The sequence below is a fragment of the Candidatus Brocadia sapporoensis genome (assembly GCF_001753675.2).
GTDB lineage: Bacteria > Planctomycetota > Brocadiia > Brocadiales > Brocadiaceae > Brocadia > Brocadia sapporoensis.
This window is the reverse complement of the sequence record NZ_MJUW02000108.1, coordinates 16,445-39,340: the sequence shown is the minus strand read 5'-3', so window position 1 is coordinate 39,340 and position 22,896 is coordinate 16,445. Positions and strand designations below refer to the sequence as shown.

At 41.0% G+C, this 22,896-nt stretch carries 26 protein-coding genes; 9 read left to right on the top strand and 17 right to left on the bottom strand.

Going from position 1 to position 22,896, the window contains the following annotated elements:
• Nucleotides 1-126: 126 nt before the first annotated feature.
• From BIY37_RS10440 to mraZ, 4 genes are all read right to left on the bottom strand, one after another.
• Nucleotides 127-1,842, bottom strand: a complete 1,716-nt coding sequence (locus BIY37_RS10440) for a peptidoglycan D,D-transpeptidase FtsI family protein (protein WP_070067778.1) — start codon at nt 1,840-1,842, stop codon at nt 127-129.
• A gap of 141 nt (nt 1,843-1,983) precedes the next feature.
• On the bottom strand, nt 1,984-2,352 hold the full coding sequence (locus BIY37_RS10435; RefSeq protein WP_070067777.1) for a hypothetical protein: 369 nt from the start codon (nt 2,350-2,352) through the stop codon (nt 1,984-1,986).
• A gap of 1 nt (nt 2,353) precedes the next feature.
• Nucleotides 2,354-3,253: a 16S rRNA (cytosine(1402)-N(4))-methyltransferase RsmH gene (gene rsmH, locus BIY37_RS10430; protein ID WP_070067776.1), complete on the bottom strand. Its 900-nt coding sequence runs from the start codon at nt 3,251-3,253 to the stop codon at nt 2,354-2,356.
• Nucleotides 3,254-3,312: 59 nt separating this feature from the next.
• On the bottom strand, nt 3,313-3,750 hold the full coding sequence (mraZ, locus tag BIY37_RS10425) for a division/cell wall cluster transcriptional repressor MraZ (RefSeq protein ID WP_070067775.1): 438 nt from the start codon (nt 3,748-3,750) through the stop codon (nt 3,313-3,315).
• A 295-nt stretch (nt 3,751-4,045) separates the two neighbouring features.
• On the opposite strand from mraZ, the gene queA reads away from it, so the two are divergent.
• Both queA and BIY37_RS10415 read left to right on the top strand, forming a co-directional pair.
• Nucleotides 4,046-5,125, top strand: coding sequence for a tRNA preQ1(34) S-adenosylmethionine ribosyltransferase-isomerase QueA (queA, locus tag BIY37_RS10420; protein WP_070067774.1), 1,080 nt, complete (start codon nt 4,046-4,048; stop codon nt 5,123-5,125).
• Nucleotides 5,126-5,239: 114 nt separating this feature from the next.
• Nucleotides 5,240-6,991, top strand: coding sequence for an adenosylcobalamin-dependent ribonucleoside-diphosphate reductase (locus tag BIY37_RS10415; protein WP_070067773.1), 1,752 nt, complete (start codon nt 5,240-5,242; stop codon nt 6,989-6,991).
• Nucleotides 6,992-7,098: 107 nt separating this feature from the next.
• Here BIY37_RS10415 and BIY37_RS10410 read toward each other — a convergent pair whose 3' ends face one another.
• Together BIY37_RS10410 and BIY37_RS10405 are read right to left on the bottom strand one after the other, a co-directional pair.
• Nucleotides 7,099-7,539, bottom strand: coding sequence for a GatB/YqeY domain-containing protein (locus BIY37_RS10410; protein WP_070067772.1), 441 nt, complete (start codon nt 7,537-7,539; stop codon nt 7,099-7,101).
• A 2-nt stretch (nt 7,540-7,541) separates the two neighbouring features.
• Nucleotides 7,542-7,829, bottom strand: coding sequence for a hypothetical protein (locus BIY37_RS10405; RefSeq protein WP_143299251.1), 288 nt, complete (start codon nt 7,827-7,829; stop codon nt 7,542-7,544).
• 185 nt (nt 7,830-8,014) lie between these two features.
• Between BIY37_RS10405 and BIY37_RS10400 the strand changes: the two genes are divergently transcribed.
• On the top strand, nt 8,015-8,206 hold the full coding sequence (locus tag BIY37_RS10400; protein WP_070067770.1) for a thioredoxin domain-containing protein: 192 nt from the start codon (nt 8,015-8,017) through the stop codon (nt 8,204-8,206).
• Nucleotides 8,207-8,209: 3 nt separating this feature from the next.
• Here BIY37_RS10400 and BIY37_RS10395 read toward each other — a convergent pair whose 3' ends face one another.
• The 6 genes from BIY37_RS10395 to BIY37_RS13215 all read right to left on the bottom strand — a co-directional run bounded on the left by BIY37_RS10395 (nt 8,210) and on the right by BIY37_RS13215 (nt 13,654).
• Nucleotides 8,210-8,968 (bottom strand): ABC transporter permease, encoded by a 759-nt coding sequence (locus BIY37_RS10395; protein ID WP_230402497.1) that lies wholly within the window; start codon nt 8,966-8,968, stop codon nt 8,210-8,212.
• Nucleotides 8,969-8,970: 2 nt separating this feature from the next.
• Entirely contained in the window at nt 8,971-9,912 is a 942-nt protein-coding gene (locus BIY37_RS10390) for an ABC transporter ATP-binding protein (RefSeq protein WP_080325021.1), read from the bottom strand.
• Nucleotides 9,913-9,945: 33 nt separating this feature from the next.
• Nucleotides 9,946-10,980: an ABC transporter substrate-binding protein gene (locus BIY37_RS10385; protein WP_070067769.1), complete on the bottom strand. Its 1,035-nt coding sequence runs from the start codon at nt 10,978-10,980 to the stop codon at nt 9,946-9,948.
• Between the two features lie 60 nt (nt 10,981-11,040).
• Nucleotides 11,041-11,499: an RrF2 family transcriptional regulator gene (locus BIY37_RS10380; RefSeq protein ID WP_070067768.1), complete on the bottom strand. Its 459-nt coding sequence runs from the start codon at nt 11,497-11,499 to the stop codon at nt 11,041-11,043.
• Between the two features lie 87 nt (nt 11,500-11,586).
• Nucleotides 11,587-13,242 carry a phosphoenolpyruvate carboxykinase domain-containing protein gene (locus BIY37_RS10375; protein ID WP_080325020.1) on the bottom strand — a complete coding sequence of 552 codons (1,656 nt, stop codon included), beginning with the start codon at nt 13,240-13,242 and terminating at the stop codon, nt 11,587-11,589.
• Between the two features lie 232 nt (nt 13,243-13,474).
• The gene (locus tag BIY37_RS13215) at nt 13,475-13,654 is read right to left on the bottom strand and encodes a hypothetical protein (protein ID WP_143299250.1); all 180 of its coding nucleotides are present in this window, start codon (nt 13,652-13,654) and stop codon (nt 13,475-13,477) included.
• Nucleotides 13,655-13,697: 43 nt separating this feature from the next.
• Between BIY37_RS13215 and BIY37_RS13530 the strand changes: the two genes are divergently transcribed.
• The 4 genes from BIY37_RS13530 to lspA all read left to right on the top strand — a co-directional run bounded on the left by BIY37_RS13530 (nt 13,698) and on the right by lspA (nt 15,490).
• Nucleotides 13,698-13,865: a hypothetical protein gene (locus tag BIY37_RS13530; protein WP_179129368.1), complete on the top strand. Its 168-nt coding sequence runs from the start codon at nt 13,698-13,700 to the stop codon at nt 13,863-13,865.
• Between the two features lie 219 nt (nt 13,866-14,084).
• On the top strand, nt 14,085-14,276 hold the full coding sequence (locus BIY37_RS10370; protein WP_070067767.1) for a hypothetical protein: 192 nt from the start codon (nt 14,085-14,087) through the stop codon (nt 14,274-14,276).
• A 352-nt stretch (nt 14,277-14,628) separates the two neighbouring features.
• A complete protein-coding gene (locus BIY37_RS10365; protein WP_070067810.1) occupies nt 14,629-15,003 on the top strand; it encodes a TraR/DksA family transcriptional regulator in 375 nt (124 codons plus the stop codon).
• Nucleotides 14,951-15,490 carry a signal peptidase II gene (lspA, locus tag BIY37_RS10360; RefSeq protein ID WP_080325018.1) on the top strand — a complete coding sequence of 180 codons (540 nt, stop codon included), beginning with the start codon at nt 14,951-14,953 and terminating at the stop codon, nt 15,488-15,490. Before BIY37_RS10365 ends, lspA begins: the two co-directional genes overlap by 53 nt.
• On the opposite strand, the gene ilvE is transcribed toward lspA, so the two are convergent.
• The 3 genes from ilvE to BIY37_RS10345 all read right to left on the bottom strand — a co-directional run bounded on the left by ilvE (nt 15,487) and on the right by BIY37_RS10345 (nt 17,762).
• A complete protein-coding gene (gene ilvE / locus BIY37_RS10355) occupies nt 15,487-16,350 on the bottom strand; it encodes a branched-chain-amino-acid transaminase (protein WP_070067765.1) in 864 nt (287 codons plus the stop codon). The genes lspA and ilvE overlap by 4 nt on opposite strands.
• A 29-nt stretch (nt 16,351-16,379) precedes the next feature.
• Nucleotides 16,380-17,093: an ABC transporter ATP-binding protein gene (locus BIY37_RS10350; protein WP_070067809.1), complete on the bottom strand. Its 714-nt coding sequence runs from the start codon at nt 17,091-17,093 to the stop codon at nt 16,380-16,382.
• Nucleotides 17,094-17,186: 93 nt separating this feature from the next.
• Nucleotides 17,187-17,762 (bottom strand): ribonuclease HI family protein, encoded by a 576-nt coding sequence (locus BIY37_RS10345; protein WP_201789430.1) that lies wholly within the window; start codon nt 17,760-17,762, stop codon nt 17,187-17,189.
• 536 nt (nt 17,763-18,298) lie between these two features.
• Here BIY37_RS10345 and BIY37_RS10340 point away from each other — a divergent pair.
• Nucleotides 18,299-19,840: a sensor domain-containing diguanylate cyclase gene (locus tag BIY37_RS10340; protein ID WP_070067764.1), complete on the top strand. Its 1,542-nt coding sequence runs from the start codon at nt 18,299-18,301 to the stop codon at nt 19,838-19,840.
• A gap of 323 nt (nt 19,841-20,163) precedes the next feature.
• Nucleotides 20,164-20,982 (top strand): tetratricopeptide repeat protein, encoded by an 819-nt coding sequence (locus BIY37_RS10335; protein ID WP_070067763.1) that lies wholly within the window; start codon nt 20,164-20,166, stop codon nt 20,980-20,982.
• 77 nt (nt 20,983-21,059) lie between these two features.
• Here the strand turns inward: BIY37_RS10335 and BIY37_RS10330 are convergent, their stop codons facing one another.
• Both BIY37_RS10330 and mobA read right to left on the bottom strand, forming a co-directional pair.
• Nucleotides 21,060-21,506 carry a hypothetical protein gene (locus BIY37_RS10330; RefSeq protein ID WP_070067762.1) on the bottom strand — a complete coding sequence of 149 codons (447 nt, stop codon included), beginning with the start codon at nt 21,504-21,506 and terminating at the stop codon, nt 21,060-21,062.
• Nucleotides 21,507-22,034: 528 nt separating this feature from the next.
• Complete coding sequence (gene mobA / locus BIY37_RS10320; protein WP_143299249.1) at nt 22,035-22,631, bottom strand: molybdenum cofactor guanylyltransferase; 597 nt, start codon at nt 22,629-22,631, stop codon at nt 22,035-22,037.
• Nucleotides 22,632-22,896: the final 265 nt, after the last annotated feature.

The following is a 22,896-nucleotide window of genomic DNA, read 5'->3' as shown; positions in this document are numbered from 1 at the left end:
TCTTTTCCTCCTCAATTCAGCACATATCAGGCCAACCCGGATATTTCACATACTTTATCACAGAGAATCTTGTTTTCGGCATGATCGCATCTTTTTTGTGCACGAGCACAGCATGAGTTGACACAATCATTGCATTGCCATTTTAAACCTGGATGGCTCCTCACCAAGATAAACAAGCGACCGTAGAATAATTTCCCTGACGACGGGGGCTGCAACTGTACCACCATAGTACTCCCTGCTTTGAGGCTCGTTGATCATAACCAGCACACAAATGCGGGGACGCTCGGCAGGCGCATAGGCAATAAAAGATCCGACATGTTTATCATGAGAATATCTCCCGCCACTGAAGACTTTCTGTGATGTCCCCGTCTTTCCAGCAACATCATATTCCAGAAGCTTCGCGTTCTCTCCGGTGCCATCGGTAACAACCTTCATCAGTATGGGATTCATAATTGTGCGTGCAACATGTGAACTCATTACTCGTTCAACACCTTGCGAAGATTGGAAACATTCTTTTCTCGTATTACCATTGCTTATTGTTGCCTTAATAATCTTCGGCCTGATCAATTGTCCACCGTTTGGGATGCAGCAAAAAGCCGTAAGAAACTGGAGCGGGGTAACCGCAATCTCATGCCCGATTGAAACCGATATAAGAGAATATTTCTTCGACCATTGTTTCAGAGGATGAAAAACACCTCCTATTTCACCTGGAAGTTCGATCCCTGTTTTCACGCCAAACTTGAATTGCTTAAGGTACCGGTACATCTTTTCATTTCCCATTCGCAATCCCACTTTAGCCATTCCTATATTACTTGAATGTGCAATAACATCAGAAATCGTAAGATTCCCGTATTCATGGGCATCGTGCAAACTTCTCCCCTCTATCACAGCAGCGCCGTTTTCGCAATAAATAACTTCGTCAGGTCTCGCCAACCCGTGCTCAAAGACGCCAGAAACCACGATGGGTTTCATTAATGAACCCGGCTCATAGCAATCCGTGACAGCTAAATTTCTCCTTGCATATGAAGGATATTTTTCGAAATGGTTTGGATCAAATGAAGGATAATTGGCCATTGCCAGCACTTCACCGGTCATGGGATTCATAACAACCGCTGTGGCAGACACTGGCTTCCATTTATCAAAAGCAATTTCAAGCTCTTCTTCCGTAAAGCGCTGGATGTTGGCATCAATGGTCAATACAACCTGGTTTCCGTGCCGGGGCAACTGAATCTCTGCATCCGGTGTGACGATCTGACGTTGCAGCGCATCACGATTGATCAGTTTATACCCTGGTTCTCCTGACAATACGTCATTAAAGGAAAGCTCAACTCCTTCGAGTCCTCTCTCGTCAATATTGGTGAAGCCAAGAACGTGACTCCCCAATCTCCCGTTAGGATAAAAACGATGATACTCGTGTTTTGTATAGACCCCTTTTAGAGGCAATTTCGTGACCGCACGAAGCTCATCATCACCAATTTTCCGTTTAATCCAAACAAATCGCTTATCCTTATTCAGGAGTTTCGCTATCTTAGCAGAGCTCAGCTTTAATACCTTACTCAGATGATATGCTACCGTAGGAATGTCTTCAATTTCTGCGGGATCGGCATAAACAGATGACACCTGTAAAGAGTCTGCAAGGGTAAGCCCGTTCCTATCAAGGATGGTACCCCTTCGTGCAGGCAACTCAATTTTCTTCCGTTGCTGCCCTTTAGCTAATTTACAGTATTTATCATGCTCAATTAACTGAATATGCCCGAGATGAACAGCTAAAGCAAGAAACGTAATGACAAGAAAAACACCCGTAATATTCGCCCAAAATTTGTGCTTTCTTAATGGTATCACGCTGACACTCCCACAAAGGCGTATGAAACTAAATCAAAAAGGTAAATAAAATATTTACGGACGCTTTCGAGACAAAAAACAACTTTGCCCCAAAAGCGTCCGGGAGGAGGGCACAACATAAGCCACGAAACACCCGACATTTTAATTATGCAATGAACAACACTCCAGTCTGGACACCTTTTGCGTAAATATATCTTTGTGAACAACCGTTTTCATTGCCTTCCTTACATCATCTTTCAGTTTTATGCGTCCGGCAATCATCCCGGATTCGTCTTCCTGGGGAACCAGAGGCAGTTTTAGAGATAGTACCTTATAGACAATAACCTCAGGAGATTTTAACCGATCAACATAGTAGCCCAGCTTTCTGTTCTTCTCTGATAGCTCATCACAATTCCTTTGCAATTTCGCCACGATGTACCCTGTTTCGATAATTTTATTCCGCTCTGATACGACAAAAATAGCCATAAAGACGGTAATAGTAAACATCAATAACATTCTTGATATTCCCATATTAAATCCTTTCTGCCGCTCTAAGTTTTGCGCTCCTGCATCGGACGTTTTTTTCTAACTCCGCCTCACCGGGAGTCACCGGCTTCTTTGTAAGTATCTTGAATACCTTATGATTCGCTCTTTCCATGAATTTCTTCTTTACGATACGATCCTCAAGAGAATGAAAACTGATAATTACAATGCGAGCCCCTATCTGCATATAGTTATGGATTTTATCTAAAAAAACTTCCAAACTCTCCAGTTCCTTATTCACCGCAATTCTCAGTGCCTGAAATACTCTTGTTGCAGGATGAATTTTGCTTTTTCCTCGTGGTACAACTCGTTCAACGACTGCAGCCAGTTGCCGTGTTGAAGTAATCCCACCCTCCTTTTCCCCTCTTTGGACTGCTCTTGCAATCCTTTTCGACCATCGCTCTTCACCATATTTTTTCAATATCTCTTCCAATTCCCGTTCAGACAACCTTCTGATTAAATCCCGTGCAGTACCGGGCAGAGACCGATCCATCCTCATGTCAAGTGGCCCATCCTTAGCAAAGCTGAAACCCCGCTCCGCCTGATCAAACTGCATTGAAGACGCTCCCAAATCAAGCAATACTCCGTTAACCCTCTCTACTCCAGCCTGATGCAATACTCTCTCAACCTCGGAATAATCCGTATGATAAAGCTTAAAAGTACCCGCAGTTTTTGATAGATTTTGCTTTGCAATTTGTAATATTTCCATATCCTTATCAATGCCAACCAGAAATCCACCAGACTTTATTTTCTCTAATATTTTAATTGCATGCCCGCCATTACCAATGGTGCAGTCTAAAATAATATGCCCTGACTGTGGTTGTAAATAATTCAGCACTTCCTCAGCTAATACCGGTATGTGAACAAGATCGTTTGCCAGGTATTCCATGTCATAGCATTATTTATAGAAAAGGGGCGCACCGTTTTCCGATTGATGACTTTTTGCAATTAAAATAGGCCTTCTGCAATTTCTTCATACGCCTTTCCATATGCTGTTGTAAAATCGTTCCAACTTTTTTCATTCCATATTTCGATACGTGTATTTAACCCTGCAATCACAACGTTCTTTTTAATCTTTGCATGATCTTTTAAGATCTGAGGAATTAGTATCCGACCCTGCGGGTCACATTCAGGAATTTTCTGGGCAGCGGAAAAAAAAAGACGCTGGAATTGACGCGCCTTCATGTCAGCAAAAGAGTGCTGTTCGATTTTTGAAACTACGTTGTGCCATGAACTTGGTGTAAACATAAACAGACAACCATCAAGCCCTCTGGTCAGGAAAAACCCTTTCCCCTCCAAATTAACATCTATACTCTCACGAAGAGGAACAGGAATGGCAAGCCTGTTTTTGTCATCTATCGTGTGATGATATTCGCCGGTGAACATTTTTCATTTTCTCCCACTTTTCACCACTTTACACCACTTCGGCTATGACAATAAACTTTTTTATTTATTTGTCAAGCAATATTTTTATCCCTCCTTTCATTCGCGCAATAAGACGCCATTTTAGCATACAAACTGTTGTTTCATCGCTTTTCTTAGATACTATATATACCACCACGCTCACTAGGATATTTATTTGGAAATATTTAAATATTTCTCATATCCTATTTTGAATTCGCAATAAATTTATACACCTTGATTCTTTTTTTTTGAGATGTTATCATTATTTTCAAAAAAAATGGATTTTACAGCAAAAAAACCTGTGCAATTTTACTCAAAACTATCCGACTACACTTACGATCTGCCCAGGGAATTGATCGCACAACACCCGTTAGAAAACCGTGAAGATGCAAGACTGTTAATACTGTACCGGAATTCTGGAAGGATCGAACATCGCAGATTTTATGAAATTACTGAATATCTCTGTCCGGGAGATTTCCTCGTTCTGAACAATACGAAGGTAATACCGGCATTGCTAACGGGAAAAAGAATCAGTGGTGCATCCCTTGAATTATTACTCACAGAAGAAGGTGAAGAGGAAAACCAATGGAAGGTATTAATCAAATCAAACGCTAAATTAAAGGCAGGGGAAGAAATTATTGTCGCAGACAACGTACTTCCTGCGAAACTTCTCATGAAAAACGAAGACGGTTCATGGCTTATTCAATTTGATAAAAATCACCCTATAAAAGACTTGCTCGTCCAGACCGGAAAAATGCCTTTGCCTCCCTACATAAAACGCACGGGCAAAAACGGGACATGTTATTCGTCCGACAAGGAACGATATCAGACGGTATTTGCACAAAATGAAGGAGCAATTGCTGCACCTACGGCAGGGTTGCATTTTAGCCACGATACCCTTGAGAAGCTAAAGAATCAAGGCGTAGAGATAGGATTTGTTACTCTGCATGTGGGAATGGGTACTTTTATGCCTATGAAAACAGAAGACATCCAAAAACATCAGATGCATAAAGAACACTACGAATGTTCTCAAGAAATTATGGAAAAAATAAAAAAGACAAAGGAGCGCCGGAATCGTGTGATCGCCGTAGGAAGTACTTCCTGCCGTGTTCTTGAGTCGGTTGCTATAAACAACCAGACTCCCCAAACCTCGGGCAGGACAAATCTCTTCATTTACCCACCATATCATTTCCAGTATGTTGACGTTCTGCTTACTAATTTTCATCTTCCTAAAACCACCCTGCTTGTGCTGGTTTGTGCTTTTGCAGGAAGGGAAAATATTTTAAACGCTTATGAAATAGCAAAAAACCGTGGTTACCGTTTTTTTAGCTACGGTGATTGTATGATGATTATTTAGCATGAATAAATCACCGCTACAATAAATCGGTCAAAGATAGTTGATAAAAATTAATGGTGTTTCTATCTTTTTAATCTTCCATCGTTCTACTATTTTATGACAGAAAAAGTTGCCGTGGAAAATAATGGCTTTTCTTTATCACCAAATGCACGGTTAGTGCTTGAAAAAAGATATTTAAAAAAGGATGTTGCAGGGCGCCCTGTTGAATCGCCGGAAGATATGTTCCGCCGAATAGCAAAAAATATCGCATCCGTGGATTTGCTGTATAACAAAAGGGCTGATATTGTGTCACGGGAAGAACAATTTTACACCCTTTTGACGTCCCTCCGATTCCTGCCAAACTCCCCTACCCTGATGAACGCAGGAAGGGATCTGCAACAATTATTTGGATGTTTCGTGCTCCCCATAGAGGATTCTGTCGAGAGCATCTTTGAAGCCGTAAAACAAGCAGCTTTGATCCATAAAAGCGGGGGCGGCACAGGTTTTTCATTTTCGCGTATTCGACCAAAAAATGACCTGGTAAGTGCTTCTGGTGGTTATGCCAGCGGCCCGGTTTCCTTTATGAAGGTCTTCAACGAGGCTACAGAGGCTATCAATCAGGGAGGCTTCCGCCGCGGGGCAAACATGGCGGTATTGCGTATTGATCACCCCGATATCCTCGATTTCATTACTGCAAAACGTGTCGAAGGGATATTAACAAATTTTAACATCTCCGTCGGAATCACTGATGCCTTTATGCATGCCGTAGAAAAGAACGAAGACTTTCCGCTAATCAACCCCAGAACAAAAGCAGTTGTTAAGACCGTAAACGCGAGAAACCTCTTTGAACAAATTGTACATTCTGCATGGGAAAACGGGGAGCCGGGCATCCTGTTTCTGGATACCATCAATGCCGCCAATCCGACACCGGTTCTTGGAGAAATTGAAGGAACTAATCCATGCGGAGAACAACCGCTATTACCTTTCGAGGCGTGTGTCCTGGGGTCTATTAATCTCTCCAGAATGACGAAACGAAAGGGGGAAACCTATGAAATCGATTGGGATTGTCTTGAAAAGACTACTCGTCTTGCTGTGCATTTTCTTGACAATATCATAGATATAAATAAATATCCATTACCCCAAATCGAGCGCCTGACAAAGGGTAATCGGAAGATAGGACTCGGGATCATGGGACTTGCTGATTTGTTTATCAAGCTTGGTATTTCATACAATTCCGAGAAGGCCATTCAATGCACAGATAAAATCATGCGTTTCTTTTCCCAAAAGGCAAATGATGCCTCTGCCAAACTTGCAGAAGAACGTGGTGTATTTCCAAACTATCAAAAAAGCATTTATGCCGCACCCAATAGCCACCGCTTTAGAAATGCGTCACGAACTACAATCGCACCAACTGGTACCATTAGCATCATTGCACATTGTTCCAGTGGTATTGAACCTATCTTTTCCGTTGCTTATACCCGACACGTCCTGGTAGAAGGTGGATTACCGGAAATACATCCCTTTTTTGAATACCTTGCAAAAAAAAGGGGTTTTTATTCAGAAAAGCTGATAGAAGAAGTTTTCAGGAATGGATCTTTACAAAATATTCACGGGGTGCCCGAAGATGTTAAAAAAATATTTATCACCGCCCATGATGTTTCTCCAAAGCAGCAGATTAAAATACAGGCGACATGCCAAAAATACATCGATAGCGGTGTATCAAAAACCATTAATTTTCCAAAAGAGTCTAACGTGGATGATGTAAGGAATGTATTCTTATTCGCTTATAAAAGCAGGTGTAAGGGTATCACGGTATATAGAGACAAAAGCCGTGTATCACAAGTTCTATCCATTGAATGTACCTGCGCAAAACAATTGATAAGTTAATTATTACCAATCCTCTTGCGATCCTTTCTCTTCACTCTGTAGCATTCACAAAAAAGCCTTTTATTCCCTTTTACTGCAACATTTAGAATTTCCCGACCAAAGCCTCCTCAGCATTTCAATCTTTCTTTTAAATACGTCTGAACCTTTTTACCATCCACTTCTCCTCCGTATTTGCTCATGATAAGCTTCATTGCCACACCCATATCCTTAGCGGTATAGTTGTTTGTTTCAATGACCTCATTAACGATCTTCTGAATTTCATCGTCAGACAATTGTTTCGGCAGGTACTCCTCAACAATTGCAATCTCCCTGTCCAACTCCTTCACTTTTTCCGGCAAGTGCAGTTTTTCATACTCCTCGCGGGATTTCTTTAATTTCTTGCAGTATCCGCGAACGACGTCCACATAATCAATTTGGTCCCTAGGCTTCCCTGACGTATCTGCAATCTTAATATCAGCAAGGATCATACGCAGTACCGATGTCCTTAGTTTATCCTGCGCCTTCATAGCGCTTTTCAACTCTTCAGTTATCCGCTCTTTTAAATGCATAGCTATTCCTCTTTAAATGAATATCCCCCGACTTTATGCCCGCAGTTGGGACAATACAAAGGAGTGCCCTCATAATATTTTCCACAATACTTACATGGTGTCAGGACCTCTATTTGTTTACCTTGCCTCGTTCTCATAATCAAATAAACTGGTAAAACGACAATCATAAGCAGAAAAACTCCTATCATCCAACCGATAGCGGCAGGAGTCTTATAGCCTCTTTTTTTTGCATCTGTGTATACCCAAACGGCAACAGCGGCTGCGATAAGTAATCCGATAAGTCTCATCATAAAATTTGCCCTCTCAAAAATGTGCATGAAATATAACACACGCAATGCATCCCGTCAAATAATTATCCCAGAATTTCTATATCAGGGCAGTCTTAGAAAATTATCCTTGAAAGAATCATTTCTTCTAGTACAATAAGCGCCTTTGGTAGTTTTTTGTATATGATTAGACCTTGGGAGACTTACTCATGAAATACCTCTATACAGCTCCGGACTGTCCAAAATGTGAGATTTTAAAGAAGAAATACCGGTCAGAAGGAATAAGCTTTGTTGAAAGGGATGCAGACCGCATAAAACAGCCTGAAGATGAAATTGACCAGGAGGCCTTAGTACAAGCTTCCATGCAAAATATGGAATTACCCGTTGAGGTGAATGCCTGAATTTTAAGACTTAACCAATCCCCAACGTTCGCGTATATGCCTTTCTATTTTCATGAAAAACAGTCTATCGACTAAGATACCGATCAAGATAATTACCAGCATCACGGCAATGACCTGACTCATATCATTGAGTTCTCGCCCGAGCATCAAAAGATGCCCTAATCCAAGACATACAATTAATAATTCGCCTGCCATTAACGAACGCCAGGCAAAGGACCAGCCTTGCTTCATTCCGATAACAATGTGTGGGAAGGCAGCCGGAATGATCACCTCAAGATATAACTTCCATTTTTTTGCTCCCATGGTCTTCGCGGCGCGAATATAGAGCGGGGGAACATTTTTTACTCCGGAATCCGTGCCGGTAGCAATAGAAAGCACCGCACCCATAAAAACCAGAAAGATAATCGCATTGTCATTTAAACCAAACCAAAGCAAGGAAAGAGGTAACCAGCAAATTGTAGGCAAAGTTTGTAAACCGGAGATCAGAGAGCCGAGCGTATCTTCAAAGATTCGGAATCTCCCGATAAGTAAACCCACGAAAACACCAACGCCAAGAGAAATTCCATACCCAATGGCAATCCTCTTCATGCTTATTGCAACGCCAATCAGGAGGCTCTGATCCTGAAATCCACGCACCAATGTTTTTCCTACTGAAACAGGAGACGGAAGGACATATTCCGGCCATATCCCCAACCAAAACAACAGTTCCCAGAGACCCGCAAGCAAGATGAAAAAAATCACCCTTTTCAGCATACTGTACATTTTTAAATCCCCCCCCCAATATCCGTTTTTACAGGCTCTACCGTTGTGCATTTGATATCACATTCCACACATGAATCTGCATCCATCTCACATTTCACAACCTTATCAATTTCGGCCTTTAACTCCTTCATAATCCTTGTAGAATATTCTGCCACATTTACATCGTTATCATCACGGGGTCTTGGTAAATCTATAGAAAATTCCTTCTTGATTTTGCCTGGTGAAGTGGAAAGAATAAATATGCGATCCGCCAAACATACGGCCTCGCGGATATTATGGGTGACGAACAGGATCGTCTTCTTCGTCTTCATCCAGATATTCTGCAATTCATAATGGAGTATCCATCTCGTTTGAGCATCTAGTGCAGAGAATGGCTCATCCATCAAAAGCATCCCAGGATTCATTGCAAGTGCTCTCGCTATTGCCACACGCTGCTTCATACCACCAGAGAGTTCATGGATATGAGACTTCTGAAATTTTGTTAAATGCACCATCTTGAGATATTCAAGGGCAATAGTTCGTCGCTTGCTGCTGCTGACACCCTTCAGCTTTAAACCGAATTCAACATTTTTTATTACATTGAGCCAGGGAAACAGAGCTGCTTCCTGGAATATAACAACCCGGTCTGGCCCCGCACCAAGAATTCTGCGGCCATTAACCCATACCTCGCCGGAATCTGCCTTTTCCAACCCGGCAACGATATTCATAAGGGTAGTCTTCCCGCATCCTGACGGCCCTACAAGACACACAAATTCCCCTTGGTTAATTTCAAGATTTATGTCTTCCAGCACATAAACACTTCCGTTTTTTGACTGAAACGATTTTGATACATGTTGAATGCACAAATCCGGCTTTGCACTATTTGTCTCTGATATTTCCTGCCCCTTATCAGTCTTTCTGTAATCCAATTCAATCAGGTCGTCAACTCCTACACTTTCTGACATTAATCATCACCTCCCAAAACCCTAAATTATGCATTACTCATTTATCAGTGGTAAAGCCCTTTCTTTCAACACCTCATTGAGTAATCTCAAGTCAACCAAACCAGACAAATCAAATCTTTGATTTCCTAAAAAACCTGCATCATATGCCATTTCTGCATAAGAAAGCAGAGACGGGACGATGGGATCATACGTAGCTTCAAGCCTTAAGAACGCATCCTTAATAATTTCCTGAGGAAGAGATACACCAGAAATAGCCTTGATCTGTTCACAAACAACTTTCACAGCCTTTCTTGGATGTTGATGAATCCAGCGGGTTATTTTCACGTGTGCTGCCAACCACCGTTTGACGTAATCAGGATGCCTCTCTAAAAAATCTGTACCCACAATCATAAGCGTTGAACTAAATTGTCCGTCTTCCCACAAGGTTCTTTCGTCAAGAAAGACCTCTCCCTCTGCCTGCCTGATAATTCTTGACGCCCACGGTTCCGGTACCCATGCCCCATCGAGTTGTTTCCTCATAAAAAGATTTAAAATATCAGGATTACGCAAGGGAAGGATATCAACCGTGCCACCTTTTTCTCTTGGCTTTAAACCGAATTTTTTGATATACGCACGAAGGGCAATATCCTGTGTATTTCCAAGCTGAGGAGTTGCAATCCTCTTTCCGTCAAGGTCCGCAACCTTTTTTATGTGAGAATCCTTTCTTACAACAAAGAGAGAACCACCGCTTGTTACACCTGCAATTACCTTTAATGCCTTTCCACCTGACCGCACATAGCCGTTTATAACCGGACTTGGTCCTACACAAGCAATGTCGATATCTCCAGAAAATACCGCCTCAATAAGAGACGGCCCTGCATTAAAAAGCGTTGTCTTTATTTTAACCTTTGGCCCCAGGTACGCAGCAAAGGTACCCTCAGCCATTCCAACAACTATCTGCGCATGATTTATATTAGGAAAATATCCGATCCTGATTGTAGAGTTATCAACTCTTTTTGCACAGCCAACACCACATATCAAAAAAATACACAGCGTTGACAAGCAGACCAACAGTCTAAACATTTTCATCACATCTTCCACAAAATACTATAAACTCTACAAATTTAGTAGATAATTATAGAAAATTTATTAAATAGCGTAGGTCAATACGTTGCTTTCTTTTTTTTCCATAGAGTCTCTGACACGGCTACACATATCTGCAAAAGTCATTCTATCTAGAACATCCGTTATAGCGTTACGAATATCCAACATTACACCACGAATAACACAGGTAACTTCTTCTGAACAAGGCTTATATGATATTTTGCTGACGCAATCTACCGGCGCAATTGCCCCATCGAGTGCGCGAATCACTTCCCCCAAGGTAATTAAATCAGGCGAACGTGCAAGTTCATAGCCGCCCTTCAAACCTATCTTGCTGTTCAGTATACCTGCCTTTCTTAAGACAAGAAGGATATTTTCTAAAAATTTTTGTGGTATCTTTTCATTCGCAGAAATTTCTCTAATTTGGATAGCCCCCTTATTATAGTGCATCGACAGATAGATTATTGCACGCAGGGCGTAATCGCTTTTTTTTGAGAGTTTCATATTGTTGACTATTTTTAGACAATCTATATAGAATTAATGGACATTTGCGGAAGAATAACACATTTAGGAAGAATGTCAACTATTTTATTACATGGTTTCTGCAGCTTTAATAATGGTTTTATCCAATGCAGCAAATTTCTCCGTATAATCGACACGTTCACATCGCAAATCAGAGACTTGATTGATGATACTATCCACATCATAAAATTTTTCCACATGATATTTAGACATATCCATGCCATCCACAAACACAGGAACTTCAAGATTCCAGTATTTGTCTTTGCCCCATTTCGTAGTACCGCGTACAATTCCACGGATAATAGCCGCCATCTCCGGAATTTCAATCCGTTGAACCTTACGTTTAAACACCTTTGCACCGTTTGGCTGATTTTCAATAATCTCACCAACACCGCCGGTATTTAACTGATAACACCAAACTTTTCCTTCGTGCCGTTTCACGAAATCGTAAAACCAGTTTCCTTCATACGCTTTATCTCCGATAATAAATGGATTAGTGCCTACCTCCCGGATAGATTCTCCCGCACGTTTCGGATCACCTGCTGATGTTTCAATCGATTCGCCCAACATAAAGGTTGCAGCTGCTTGTTCTGGCGTCAGCTTGGCAGCGAGAGGCACTACGGTATGACGACGAGTAATAAAGACAACAATCAGCCCATCCATTTCATTGATAGGAGGCAAATTAATGCTGTTAGAAATATACGGACTCAGATCCTCACGCATCATAATCCCTCGCCCGTTACTGGTTAAGGTGTCGTCTTCAAAATAGAGGTTTCCTTCATAATCGGTCATCACGTTTTCAAAAATGGCATTACGGGACGTCACTGCTTTATAAATAATTGGCTGAGTAATGGGGTCAAGCCCTTCCGTTTTCAAATAGAATCCACGTTCAGAACCATAAGCGGAACCATCCTTCCTGAGAAACACTACATCATCCTGAAGTATCTCAATACCTTCGTCCTTGTCATTTAATCCATGCGTGTGGCAAGTATGCGTTGTTTTCCCTGTGCCGCTCATCCCAAAAATGAGCATGCCGTATCTTCCAGGACGACCGTCAGGTCGCCTTACCTTCAAAATCTTCGACCCAACGTGCAAACCAAGCATACCTCTCTGCTTGGCATTCCACATGGCCATTCTCAGGAATCCTTTTTTGGATTCGCCATAATAATCCGTACCCAAAACAACGGTCGTGCTGATCTCCGGGAAAACCAGAATCTGCCGTTCTCCCTCCTGCCACTCGGGAATATACACAATATACTGCTTTGGCTCATGATCGCCCCTGACCGGAAAGAGCGTCGCCCATGTCATGTAAGCAAGCCGGACCATTTCAGGTCTCTGGATGGAAACAAAAATATTGCAGTCCGGTGAAAACTCATCATTATTCCCCATGGTTCGATTAACGCAAACCATGGGTGCTCGTTTAACATACTCTTCAACAGCAGCTAAAGTTCTGGGAAGATTATCCATAATCTCTGTTTGTTGCGGATTAAGTTTCTTCTGACTAACAGCATCGCTTCCCACATAGACCGTCACCTTGGCACTACGATTCTTTACGGTTGAATGAACCGTTATGTTCCCATATTTCGTAAATGACGCAAACCGCTCGGCACTACGGCGTAACGTCCAGTCCCGGGAATGAATAACATTCTGGGCGCCCCTTAAGTATTCTATGATCCGGCCAACTGTCTGAAATTCTTTTGCGGGTAAAGGTGTTGCTGATGACATGGTTAATCCCCTTATCTAAGGTAATGAGCATTATTCCAGATGTCTCTGAAAGGCGGCAAATCTCGCATAAAATCCTTTTATTATAATAAGATTAACCATTTATGCAAACAAAAACCGTGCTGACATTATTTATTCCACAAAATATTAACGGCAAAGAAATTGTTTATATACCCTAACATAAAGAACGCTTGAATGAAAATGCGCTTTTTTAAAAAGCAACAGCGGAGTTTTTTCACCTGACAAAATCCTTCAGGCTGTCATAACTGGCTTCCCGTCCCAACCTCACGGACGATAATACCAGAATATACCGCAAATCCATCCCGTACCAGCATAAGATCAACCCTTGATCTTTTGGGTAATTGCGTTCAGCAGACCCGAGTCGTTTTACCTGGGCTGCGTGAATAAGTGACACAGAAAGAACACCGCTTGCTATTGCCTCTGTTTATAATGTTGACATGAAGGCGTCGTCTGACAAAACCCTCATCCATTCCGACGTCGATACCTTCGTGAAGATTATTCCGGGATACAGCTATGGAATCCAGAACTATTATGACTATCAGATCCTTACCAGTAAACTCAATTTGGTTGATAACAAAGTTACTCAGTCAATGCTGAATAGGTAATCATTGACACTAAAACTCCATGCAGGGAATTCACCAGTACGGATCGGAGTGCAGCGTGAGGAAAACCCTCTCTGCCCTATTCAGGACTGGAGTTCAGAATTCTTAACGTTAAATTTAAATAGCAGTATCGGTTTTACGTTGACTTACACTATATCCATTCGGTAAAATTCCATTGTATATAATTTTTATTTTCTACTAACCCTTAAGGAGCACGAGTAGATGAAAAATAAAAAAGCTAAGAAGAGCATTTGTTTTGGATGCAATTATGCGATCGTTTTAGATGGTAAAGTTGCTTTTTGTAATATTCTTATGCGTGACGTGGCTTATAAGTCTTGCACTGCCTTTGAACGCAACTGGCAGATAAATGATATAGTCCCGGAAAAAACAAGGGAAAGAAAAAAGGAACAGTAAAAATCTTGTATCAATGCACGATTTAAAACAATAAAAACGGGTGGTGTTCTAAACATTACCCGTTTTTTATTTTACAAAATTTGCCAGAAAATAAAAACCAGACAAATTCAATGTTATCACCCCACATTTCAACCAGTTCAATCCCAAATTCTATTGACTAAATTTATATTATATGCTATCATTCCGCCTACAGTCCCTACAGTCCGATTAAATGCTCAGGGAATTATGCAAGCTTTTTGCACAAGCAATACACCTCCCAAAAAGTACTGCCTTCATAACAGAACTCATGGAGTAGTAAGATGGAATAGATGTGATTCAGATGTTATTTTTAAATTCATTCTCGGAGAATAAAATGAAAGAAGAATTTGCTCAGTTTAAAAAACTCCTCCTTTCTTTAAGGGAAAGGCTCGTAGGAAAAGTAGATTCTATGCAGGGGGAGGCATTAAAAAGATCTAGGCAAGATGCATCGGGAGATTTATCCAATGTTCCGATACATATGGCAGATGTTGGCACAGACAATTACGAAAGAGATCTTATGATTGAGCTCATTCAAAGCGGGGAAGAAAGCGTCCGCAACATTGATACAGCCTTGGAAAAAATTGAGGAAGGCACGTTTGGTGTTTGTGAGTCATGCGGGAAAAAAATAAATAAAGAACGTCTAAAAGCTGTACCTTATGCAAAGCTTTGCATTGATTGTCAAAGAGAAGAGGAGACAGATAACGTTTAAAACAACTTTTATGAAAGCCGTGGTTTCCTTTATTTTTGTTGTGGTGATTGGTGTTGCCTTCGACATTGCAACAAAATGGATGGTGTTCTCTAAAATAAATGAAATCGATAACATACCGTTAATTCCCGGATTAATCAATATATTGCAAAGTAAAAATACTGGTGTAGTTTTTGGAATGTTTCCAGACAAAAACAACGTCTTTATTATTTTTTCAATTATAGCAATTGCCCTGATTATCGGTATTTATGTTAAATCCGACAAGTCTCCTTTTGTGTCGAATCTTGCTTTAAGTCTTGTTTTGGCGGGGGCTATAGGGAATTTATGGGATCGGATATGGTACGGCTACGTTAGGGATTTTATCGATTTCCACGTTGGAAGTAAATACCACTGGCCAACTTTTAATGTTGCTGACAGCCTGATTTGCATTGGTATATTTTTTATGGTTTTTTCTACCTTTTCGGCTTCGAAGACAAGGGCAGCTAACTAATAGCCATTTCTGGTCTGATCACGATACCATTTTAATAGTTCAAGGGTAACTTTCCCAGGTTTACCATTTCCAATTATACGACCATCGATTTTTACCACGGGAATAATTTCTGCTGCCGTTCCTGTCAAAAAGCACTCATCGGCAATATAAACATCATACCGGGTCATCAGACACTCTTTAGCCTGTACCCCCATCTTTACAGCCAGTTCCATTACGACATTTCTTGTAATACCAATTAATATTCCGGCGCTTGGCGGGGGCGTTAGAAGGATATTATCCTTTAAAATGAAAATATTATCACCCGCACATTCTGCTACATAACCATCCTTATTCAGCATTAACGCTTCTCCAGCCCCTGCTTCAATAGACTCTAGTTTTGCCAAAATATTATTGAGATAATTGAGAGATTTAATTTTGGGGTCAAGGGCGGAAAAATGGTTTCTGATCGTGGTAACCGTAACAATATCAAGCCCTCTTTCATACAGAGCTTTTGAGTATAACTCAATCGTATCCGTGATAATGATAATCTGCGGCACCGCACATTTGTTAGGGTCTAATCCAAGTTTTCCAACACCTCGGGTAACGACAAGGCGGATGTAAGAATCTGTTAGATTATTAGCAGCCATGGTTTTTTTAATAGCCTCTGCCATTTCATCCTTAGTTATGGGTATCTTGAGGGCAATTGCCTTTGCAGAATCATAAAGTCTATCCATGTGTTGCTGCAGCATGAATATTTTTCCGTTATAGGCACGAATCCCTTCAAACACCCCGTCTCCGTAAAGCAGTCCGTGGTCGAAAACTGATATTTTAGCATCTTCTTGAGGAAGTATTTTGCCATTTAGGTAAATCTTCAAACTCATCTCTAAATTTCTACTCCTTTCTCATCCTTTTACTCAACAATGCCCCCATCCACCATTCTCACAACTCGTCCAGCGTTTTTTGCCATTTCTTCGTCATGGGTAACAATCACAACCGTTTGATTCATTGTTTTGTTCACATCCCAGATCAATTCCCGGATTTCATGGCCCGTCTTTGTATCCAGGTTGCCTGTGGGCTCGTCGCACAGCAACAATTCCGGATTATTAATCAGCGCCCGAATGATGGCAACCCGTTGTCTTTCACCACCGGAAAGTTGCGATGGTTTATGCGTAAACCGGTCTCTCATGCCAACGCGCTCCAACAGGGAAATTGCCCGTTCTCTACAATTTTTCGTTACTGTTTCATTCCTTAAGAATCTGCTTCCTATAAGGCTTGGCAATAAAATATTCTCCAAGGCAGTAAAATCGGGCAGGAGATGATAAAACTGGAAAACAAAACCGAAGACACGGTTACGCATATCAGCCTGTTTCTTCTCGCTTAGCTGAGTCAGGTTTATTCCTTTATAGAATACAGAACCAGAGGTTGGTGTATCCAAAATCCCCAGGATATGCAATAGGGTACTTTTACCAGCACCAGAGGCACCCACAATTACTACAATCTCACCTTTTTTAATGGCTAAGTTAATCCCTCGCAAAACCGGCACAGTACGCTCACCATTCGCGTATTCCTTAAATACATCTTTTGCCTGTAACAATGTTTCGTTGTTTTCAAAATTCTTAGACATCATAATCATGTACAATGAGCAGCCATTTTAAAATTGCAAAGGATGACTATATCATACCTGTAAGTATTAGTCAATCATTTATTTAACGCCAGGTTATATCATTGAATCAATGCCCCGGTTTGCTAAAGCATCGGCAATGATATTTTCCTCTCTGCGCACATGCTGAATCTTCCATATCGGTATTTTATTCAATAGCGTTACAAGGTCGCCATAAAGGGACAGAATATTTGAGCTTTTTACACGATATACCCCGTTGAGTTGCCGCACCAGAAGTTCGCTGTCAGTTTTGAAGATAACCTTTTTAGCGCGGTAGACAATGGCTTTTTGGGCAGCAAGTATCATAGCCTGATATTCGGCCACATTATTTGTGGCCTTCCCAATAAACCTGCATACGTCCTCGACAAGTTGATAGTCTTCATTGAAGATAGCAACGCCAATACCTGCCTTACCCGGATTCCCCCTCGATGCCCCATCCGTGTGAATAATAAGTTCGCTTATGCATTTTTGCCCGTGCTGCGGAATATCTTGTCGTGGCAGACCGATATCCACAGGATCTGTTTCCGTTTTCGTTTTTAAAATTTCGAGAAAAAGATCGTCGATCATTTTTCTGGTAACCGAAGGATTTTCTTCGATCAATTTTTCAATGTCTAAATATTTTGAAATTAGCATCACTAATTTCCGCGAAGATATATTTTTAGTAACCACGACACCCCCCTTTATAGTATGATTGCAAAAAATCTTTTTTTGTAAGTTTTTTACAACCTCCTGCACCTCTTAGTTTATTCTAAGGAGGATTTTCTTACGACTACGCCGCGCTGGGAAATATGTTAAAAACTTACAGCACATTGTAAGAATCAATCTTAAGAATTGCAATCATATTCAACCGCAGAGATTTGCAAAGGGTATTAAGGCATCATACAAGTTCAGGGCAGATAAACTCCGTCCGTCTCTGCCTCTCTGTATCATGATAACAGGTTACTGAGAATGCGGTAAACCGTTTGCCGTACCATAAATTTCCTTCGCCACCAGAACACCGCATTGCAGCATAGTTAAAGATTTTGCTTTCTCCCTGTCGGATGCCCGATTTGGACCATGATAACGGGCGTTATGAAGAATAGTGGTATTTGCAATATATTTTTTATATAATGCTGAAAATTTCGTAAAATGTTTAATGAATAGCCGATTGATAAAAAGAGGAATTATTCATGCTGAAAAATGAAGTGCTAAAGGCCGTGCTTGACTCTCCCGGATTACCCACCTTACCAACGGTAGCATCAAAACTCATTTCGGTCACATCGAAACCAGAAACGAGCATCAGTGAAATTGTTCAGTTGCTTTCGAAAGACATTTCATTATCCGCAAAGGTGCTGAGGATTGCCAACTCTGCCTTCTACGGCTTTTCCAGCAAAATAGGCACCGTACACCAGGCAGTGACAAATATGGGGAAAAACGCAATCAGAAGTCTGGTTCTTTCCGTTTCGTTTCTTGAAATTAAAGCGAATGAGAAGCAGGGATGCTTTCGTTATGAAAAATTTTGGCAGAAATCCCTTTCTGCGGCTGTTGCAGCAAAACTCATTATGTCGGAAATTGACAAATCCGAGCCGGAGGAAGTATTTATCGCGGCGCTCCTGCAGAATATCGGAGAGTTAATTCTTGTGCGCACATTCCCGGAACAATACGAACGAGTCTTGAAAACGTTATCAGAAACACCATGGGATGTGCTTGCGATTGAAGACCTGATTATTGGGGCGAACCATGCATTTATCGGGCATGAAGTTAGCCGTAATTGGGGATTCCCTGCCGGGCTCCTGTTCCCGATACTGTACCACCATAATCCGGAGGGCTATCCGGGCAACGACAATAAAATAAGGCTTGCGACAAAGGTTGTCTATTTATCGGGACTGATTGCGAATGTCCTTAGCGCTTTTCAACCCCAGGAAAATCATGATAAATTTATTGAAAAATCCAAGACAATGCTTGGCTTTAATGATAAGATCATTGACGGGATATTGGAAAAAGTTCATTCGGAAATAATCGAAATAGCTACCTTTTTCGATTTGCATATAGAAAATCCCAAGCCGATTGAATTGATCCTGCAGGAGGCAAATATTGCCTTAAGCCTTATTAACCTGTCATACGAACAGATTAATAAGGAACTCATTTCCGCCAAGATAGAGTTGCAAAAACTGACCAAAGACCTCGAACAGAAAAACAAACAGCTCGAAAAGCTTGTGCATACCGATGGATTGACGGAGATATATAATCACCGTTATTTCCAAAATTTTCTTGAGACAGAGATACGCAGATCATTGCGTAAGCGGACGCCTGTGAGTCTTATCCTCATAGATATTGACCATTTTAAAAGCTTTAACGATAAATACGGACATCAAACGGGTGATTCCATCTTGAAAGAAACGTGCAGGCTGATAAAAAACAATATCCGTGACTATGACATTGTCGCACGTTATGGCGGCGAGGAATTTGCCATCGTTCTTGTTGAAACAACTCAGGAGGAAACGGTAAAAATTGCTGAAAAATTACGGCAATGTATCGCTTCGAATATTTTTAATGATGGTATTAAAGAATACAAGGTAACGGCAAGTTTTGGCGTGGCTACGGTGCAGCCCTCAAATAAAGAATTCAAAAATAGCGATCTTGTTGCTTTTGCGGATAAGGCGCTCTACGAGTCGAAGAAGAAAGGACGTAACAGGGTTACCGCTTATACCCAAAAGAGGAGCTGGTTTTAATATTTCAGATAATTTCCATATTCGCAATAAGGCCCCTCATTTTTCAAATGCGATATCAAAAAGCACCAGCAAATATTCAAATTTATGGTAATATCCCCTCTTTTTCCCCAAAATCACTCCCGCAGTATTTTAAAAGCATCTCTGAACTAAGGTAATGAAGGAAATTGTCCATAACAAATTTTGAAAATTTAGCTGAAATTACTTGCAAAATCTATTTGTAAATGTAATATATCTTTAACGATACATAAGTCTAATGTATTAATTTAAATAACCGCAATAGATGACTCTACTTGCCTTCAATCTTTTCATGGAGGAAGAAGGCCGTGAAAACAAGAAAATTTCAGAAATGCACTTCTGTTAGATTCATAATTCTTTTTGTGGTAGTAACGCTGCCTCTTGCTTGTGGGATGGTTCATAGTAAAGAAAGTTCCTATAAGCATACAGAACAGACAAAAGGATTTAAACAAGGCGACCTACCCCAATCTCAAGTTGACCTCCGTCAGGCATTAGACAAATTGAAGGAAAAATCAGACAACCTTGAAGCCAGGGTCAATAAGCTCGCCTCTGCGAAGGATAAGCAGATCAGGGCGCATGCACAAATGAAAATGAAAGTATCTAACCTGGAAAAAGAACATACCAAATTGAAGGAAAAGGTAGCATCCCTGGAAATAGCGAATAAGAAATCATTCAACAGGGTATCCATGGCAAAAGCGCCCCAAAAAACAAAACCGATCGTCCAAAAAAAACCGGATACAAAAGTGACACAAAAGAAAATGGTTACTATGAACAAGAGTGCAACAAAAGCAACCATTACGAAGAGCTCTTTGAGTAAAGATACGGAAACCACACCTGCTTTGCCCTCTTATTCTCCAAAAGTAACTGAAGGAGAAAAACCCGAAGAAGAAAGAGACGTAAAAATTGACGGATTAGACCTTAAAAAGATCAACGAGAAGGGTATTGAGTATGGCAGGAAGGGAATGTATGATGCAGCAATAAAGGAGTTCCAGAAAGTCGCCGCAGCGGAACCGAATCTTGCAAATGCTCATTATAATTTAGGCCTTGCTTACAAAAAGAAAGGGATGCAACCCGACGCTGACCGAGAGTTTGCTGAATACGAACGATTGAAAGGTCGAAACAATTAGCGCTTCGATTACATAAAAAGCGCCTAAACACAGAGTCGTCAAATCAAAATGAGTTTCCTTCATTGCGATAGCATTCCTCACCTTTGCATGAGTATTTCAATCTGTCTTACGTTATCATCAAGAACGGTCTCATCCGGTACCTTTTCCAACTCTGCCCGAATAATATAAGTTCCTTCTTTTAAACCATCGGTATTCCAACTGTAAACAATTTTCTGGGAAGATAATGTGTCGAGCGTTTTAGCTTCTCTGCCTATCTGCTGTTTTGTTGTAGGGCATGTTACCGTCAAAATGGTTGTTGCCTTCGTTGCCCTCTCATTACCAATAACAACTTCAATAACAACCCTCCTTCCGATGGTTGCCCGCAGCGGCGCGTCCAGCGATACAATTGTTACACCAGGCACGATAGTTTCCGCCTTTTTCTTCCCATCAGACGGACTACTGTAAGATGTTTTCAGTGAGAGCATTACTCCTATGAACAAAATAGATAACCCTGTCAAACCCTTGTTAAAGCGCTTTACTTTCATAAAATACCTCTTCGTTAAATAATTCTGTGGTACAAAATGTCTTGCTCACATGATGCAATAGAAACCTACTCAGGACACACCCATTAAACCATTATTTTTCATTACTGTCGTATCTCGCTTTATCATCATCATTACCTGAATTTTGCCAAAATAATAAGGGAGTTGATTGTAATCCATAAGATCGAGAACTAACACATCTGCCTGTTTCCAAAGAGGCAAGTGCCGGGATCAAAATCAATCGTTAATTCGACGAGTTATCTGTTTTCTATTATTTTTATGCTGACACATAAGATGTCTCTCGTTAAAGGAAATGAAACCCCCGGCAGAAAGCGCAAAAAACTTCACTTTCATTTGCTTTACTATATCATGTTGTTTGATATTGTCAAGAATCTCCATCCCGCATGAAAATAGCTCTATTCCGGACAATCTCAATTTCATCCATTCCATGAAAAATTTTGGGCTTTTACGATGCATCAGCAGCGGTTATCAAGTAACCAATGTTTTGTGCGAAGAGACGTGACATCTGGTTCATAATTTTCTTTCATCTGATATCATATGATCGAGGTATTTCTGGTATTCTTCCGGAGTATTCAGGTTTGTCAGGGATGATGTGGATCCGTCGAGTCCGTTTAATTCCTGCTCACAAACAATTCTTACCTTCACGTCTGCAAAGAAATCGATGATTCGCAATCTCCCTTCATCAAGGCATCGGCGGATCGGTTGAATGCAATTCTTGGAATAAAAAGCATGAAGAGGCTCCAGCCCGCGGCTTGTTTGCGGCACAACAACATCATAGTTATCGATCCGGTCTTTGAGACAAAGGATTACTTTTTCATCAAGAAAAGGCATGTCACAGGCGATTACGAAGGAGTGAGAACTCGTAGAGCGTATAAGTCCGGCACAAATGCCGCTGAGCGGGCCTTTGCCGGATATGACATCGGATACGATAGGCAAATTCAGATAAGCATAGGCAGAGGCGTCATTTGCCGACAGGATGATTTCGTCGAAGATTTTAGTCAGCCTTGCAATTTGATGTTCAATGAACGTTTTAACTCCGTATTTAAGAAATGCCTTATTGTATCCCATCCTCAGGCTTTTCCCGCCTGCCAGAATAATCGCGGTCACGTACAATTCTCCCTCTTTATAGTATTGACACCAAGATACCTTTTCTATGCCATTTTGTGAGCCATTGGCTCGTGATGGTTTACCGTATAAAATCTTTTTTTCGCGTAACAATTTGGCTCTTTGAAAAATCCTTGCATTTCCGGGTAACTCACACAAAACAAAACAGGTGGTTTATCGTTCGACCGAGCATACAACAAAGCCCCCTGATGCCAACCACAAGGGACCGACGCTACCTTTTCAAAAAACTAAATTGTTGCTTTTTACA

Coding starts and splice junctions, on each gene's coding strand:
- BIY37_RS10435 (WP_070067777.1), bottom strand. CDS start 2,352: ATGGGAATATCAAGAATGTTATTGATGTTTACTATTACCGTCTTTATG.
- rsmH (WP_070067776.1), bottom strand. CDS start 3,253: ATGGAATACCTGGCAAACGATCTTGTTCACATACCGGTATTAGCTGAG.
- mraZ (WP_070067775.1), bottom strand. CDS start 3,750: ATGTTCACCGGCGAATATCATCACACGATAGATGACAAAAACAGGCTT.
- queA (WP_070067774.1), top strand. CDS start 4,046: ATGGATTTTACAGCAAAAAAACCTGTGCAATTTTACTCAAAACTATCC.
- BIY37_RS10410 (WP_070067772.1), bottom strand. CDS start 7,539: ATGCATTTAAAAGAGCGGATAACTGAAGAGTTGAAAAGCGCTATGAAG.
- BIY37_RS10405 (WP_143299251.1), bottom strand. CDS start 7,829: ATGATGAGACTTATCGGATTACTTATCGCAGCCGCTGTTGCCGTTTGG.
- BIY37_RS10400 (WP_070067770.1), top strand. CDS start 8,015: ATGAAATACCTCTATACAGCTCCGGACTGTCCAAAATGTGAGATTTTA.
- BIY37_RS10395 (WP_230402497.1), bottom strand. CDS start 8,968: ATGTACAGTATGCTGAAAAGGGTGATTTTTTTCATCTTGCTTGCGGGT.
- BIY37_RS10390 (WP_080325021.1), bottom strand. CDS start 9,912: ATGTCAGAAAGTGTAGGAGTTGACGACCTGATTGAATTGGATTACAGA.
- BIY37_RS10385 (WP_070067769.1), bottom strand. CDS start 10,980: ATGAAAATGTTTAGACTGTTGGTCTGCTTGTCAACGCTGTGTATTTTT.
- BIY37_RS10380 (WP_070067768.1), bottom strand. CDS start 11,499: ATGAAACTCTCAAAAAAAAGCGATTACGCCCTGCGTGCAATAATCTAT.
- BIY37_RS10375 (WP_080325020.1), bottom strand. CDS start 13,242: ATGTCATCAGCAACACCTTTACCCGCAAAAGAATTTCAGACAGTTGGC.
- BIY37_RS13530 (WP_179129368.1), top strand. CDS start 13,698: ATGAAGGCGTCGTCTGACAAAACCCTCATCCATTCCGACGTCGATACC.
- BIY37_RS10370 (WP_070067767.1), top strand. CDS start 14,085: ATGAAAAATAAAAAAGCTAAGAAGAGCATTTGTTTTGGATGCAATTAT.
- BIY37_RS10365 (WP_070067810.1), top strand. CDS start 14,629: ATGAAAGAAGAATTTGCTCAGTTTAAAAAACTCCTCCTTTCTTTAAGG.
- lspA (WP_080325018.1), top strand. CDS start 14,951: ATGCAAAGCTTTGCATTGATTGTCAAAGAGAAGAGGAGACAGATAACG.
- ilvE (WP_070067765.1), bottom strand. CDS start 16,350: ATGAGTTTGAAGATTTACCTAAATGGCAAAATACTTCCTCAAGAAGAT.
- BIY37_RS10350 (WP_070067809.1), bottom strand. CDS start 17,093: ATGTCTAAGAATTTTGAAAACAACGAAACATTGTTACAGGCAAAAGAT.
- BIY37_RS10345 (WP_201789430.1), bottom strand. CDS start 17,762: ATGCTAATTTCAAAATATTTAGACATTGAAAAATTGATCGAAGAAAAT.
- BIY37_RS10340 (WP_070067764.1), top strand. CDS start 18,299: ATGCTGAAAAATGAAGTGCTAAAGGCCGTGCTTGACTCTCCCGGATTA.
- BIY37_RS10330 (WP_070067762.1), bottom strand. CDS start 21,506: ATGAAAGTAAAGCGCTTTAACAAGGGTTTGACAGGGTTATCTATTTTG.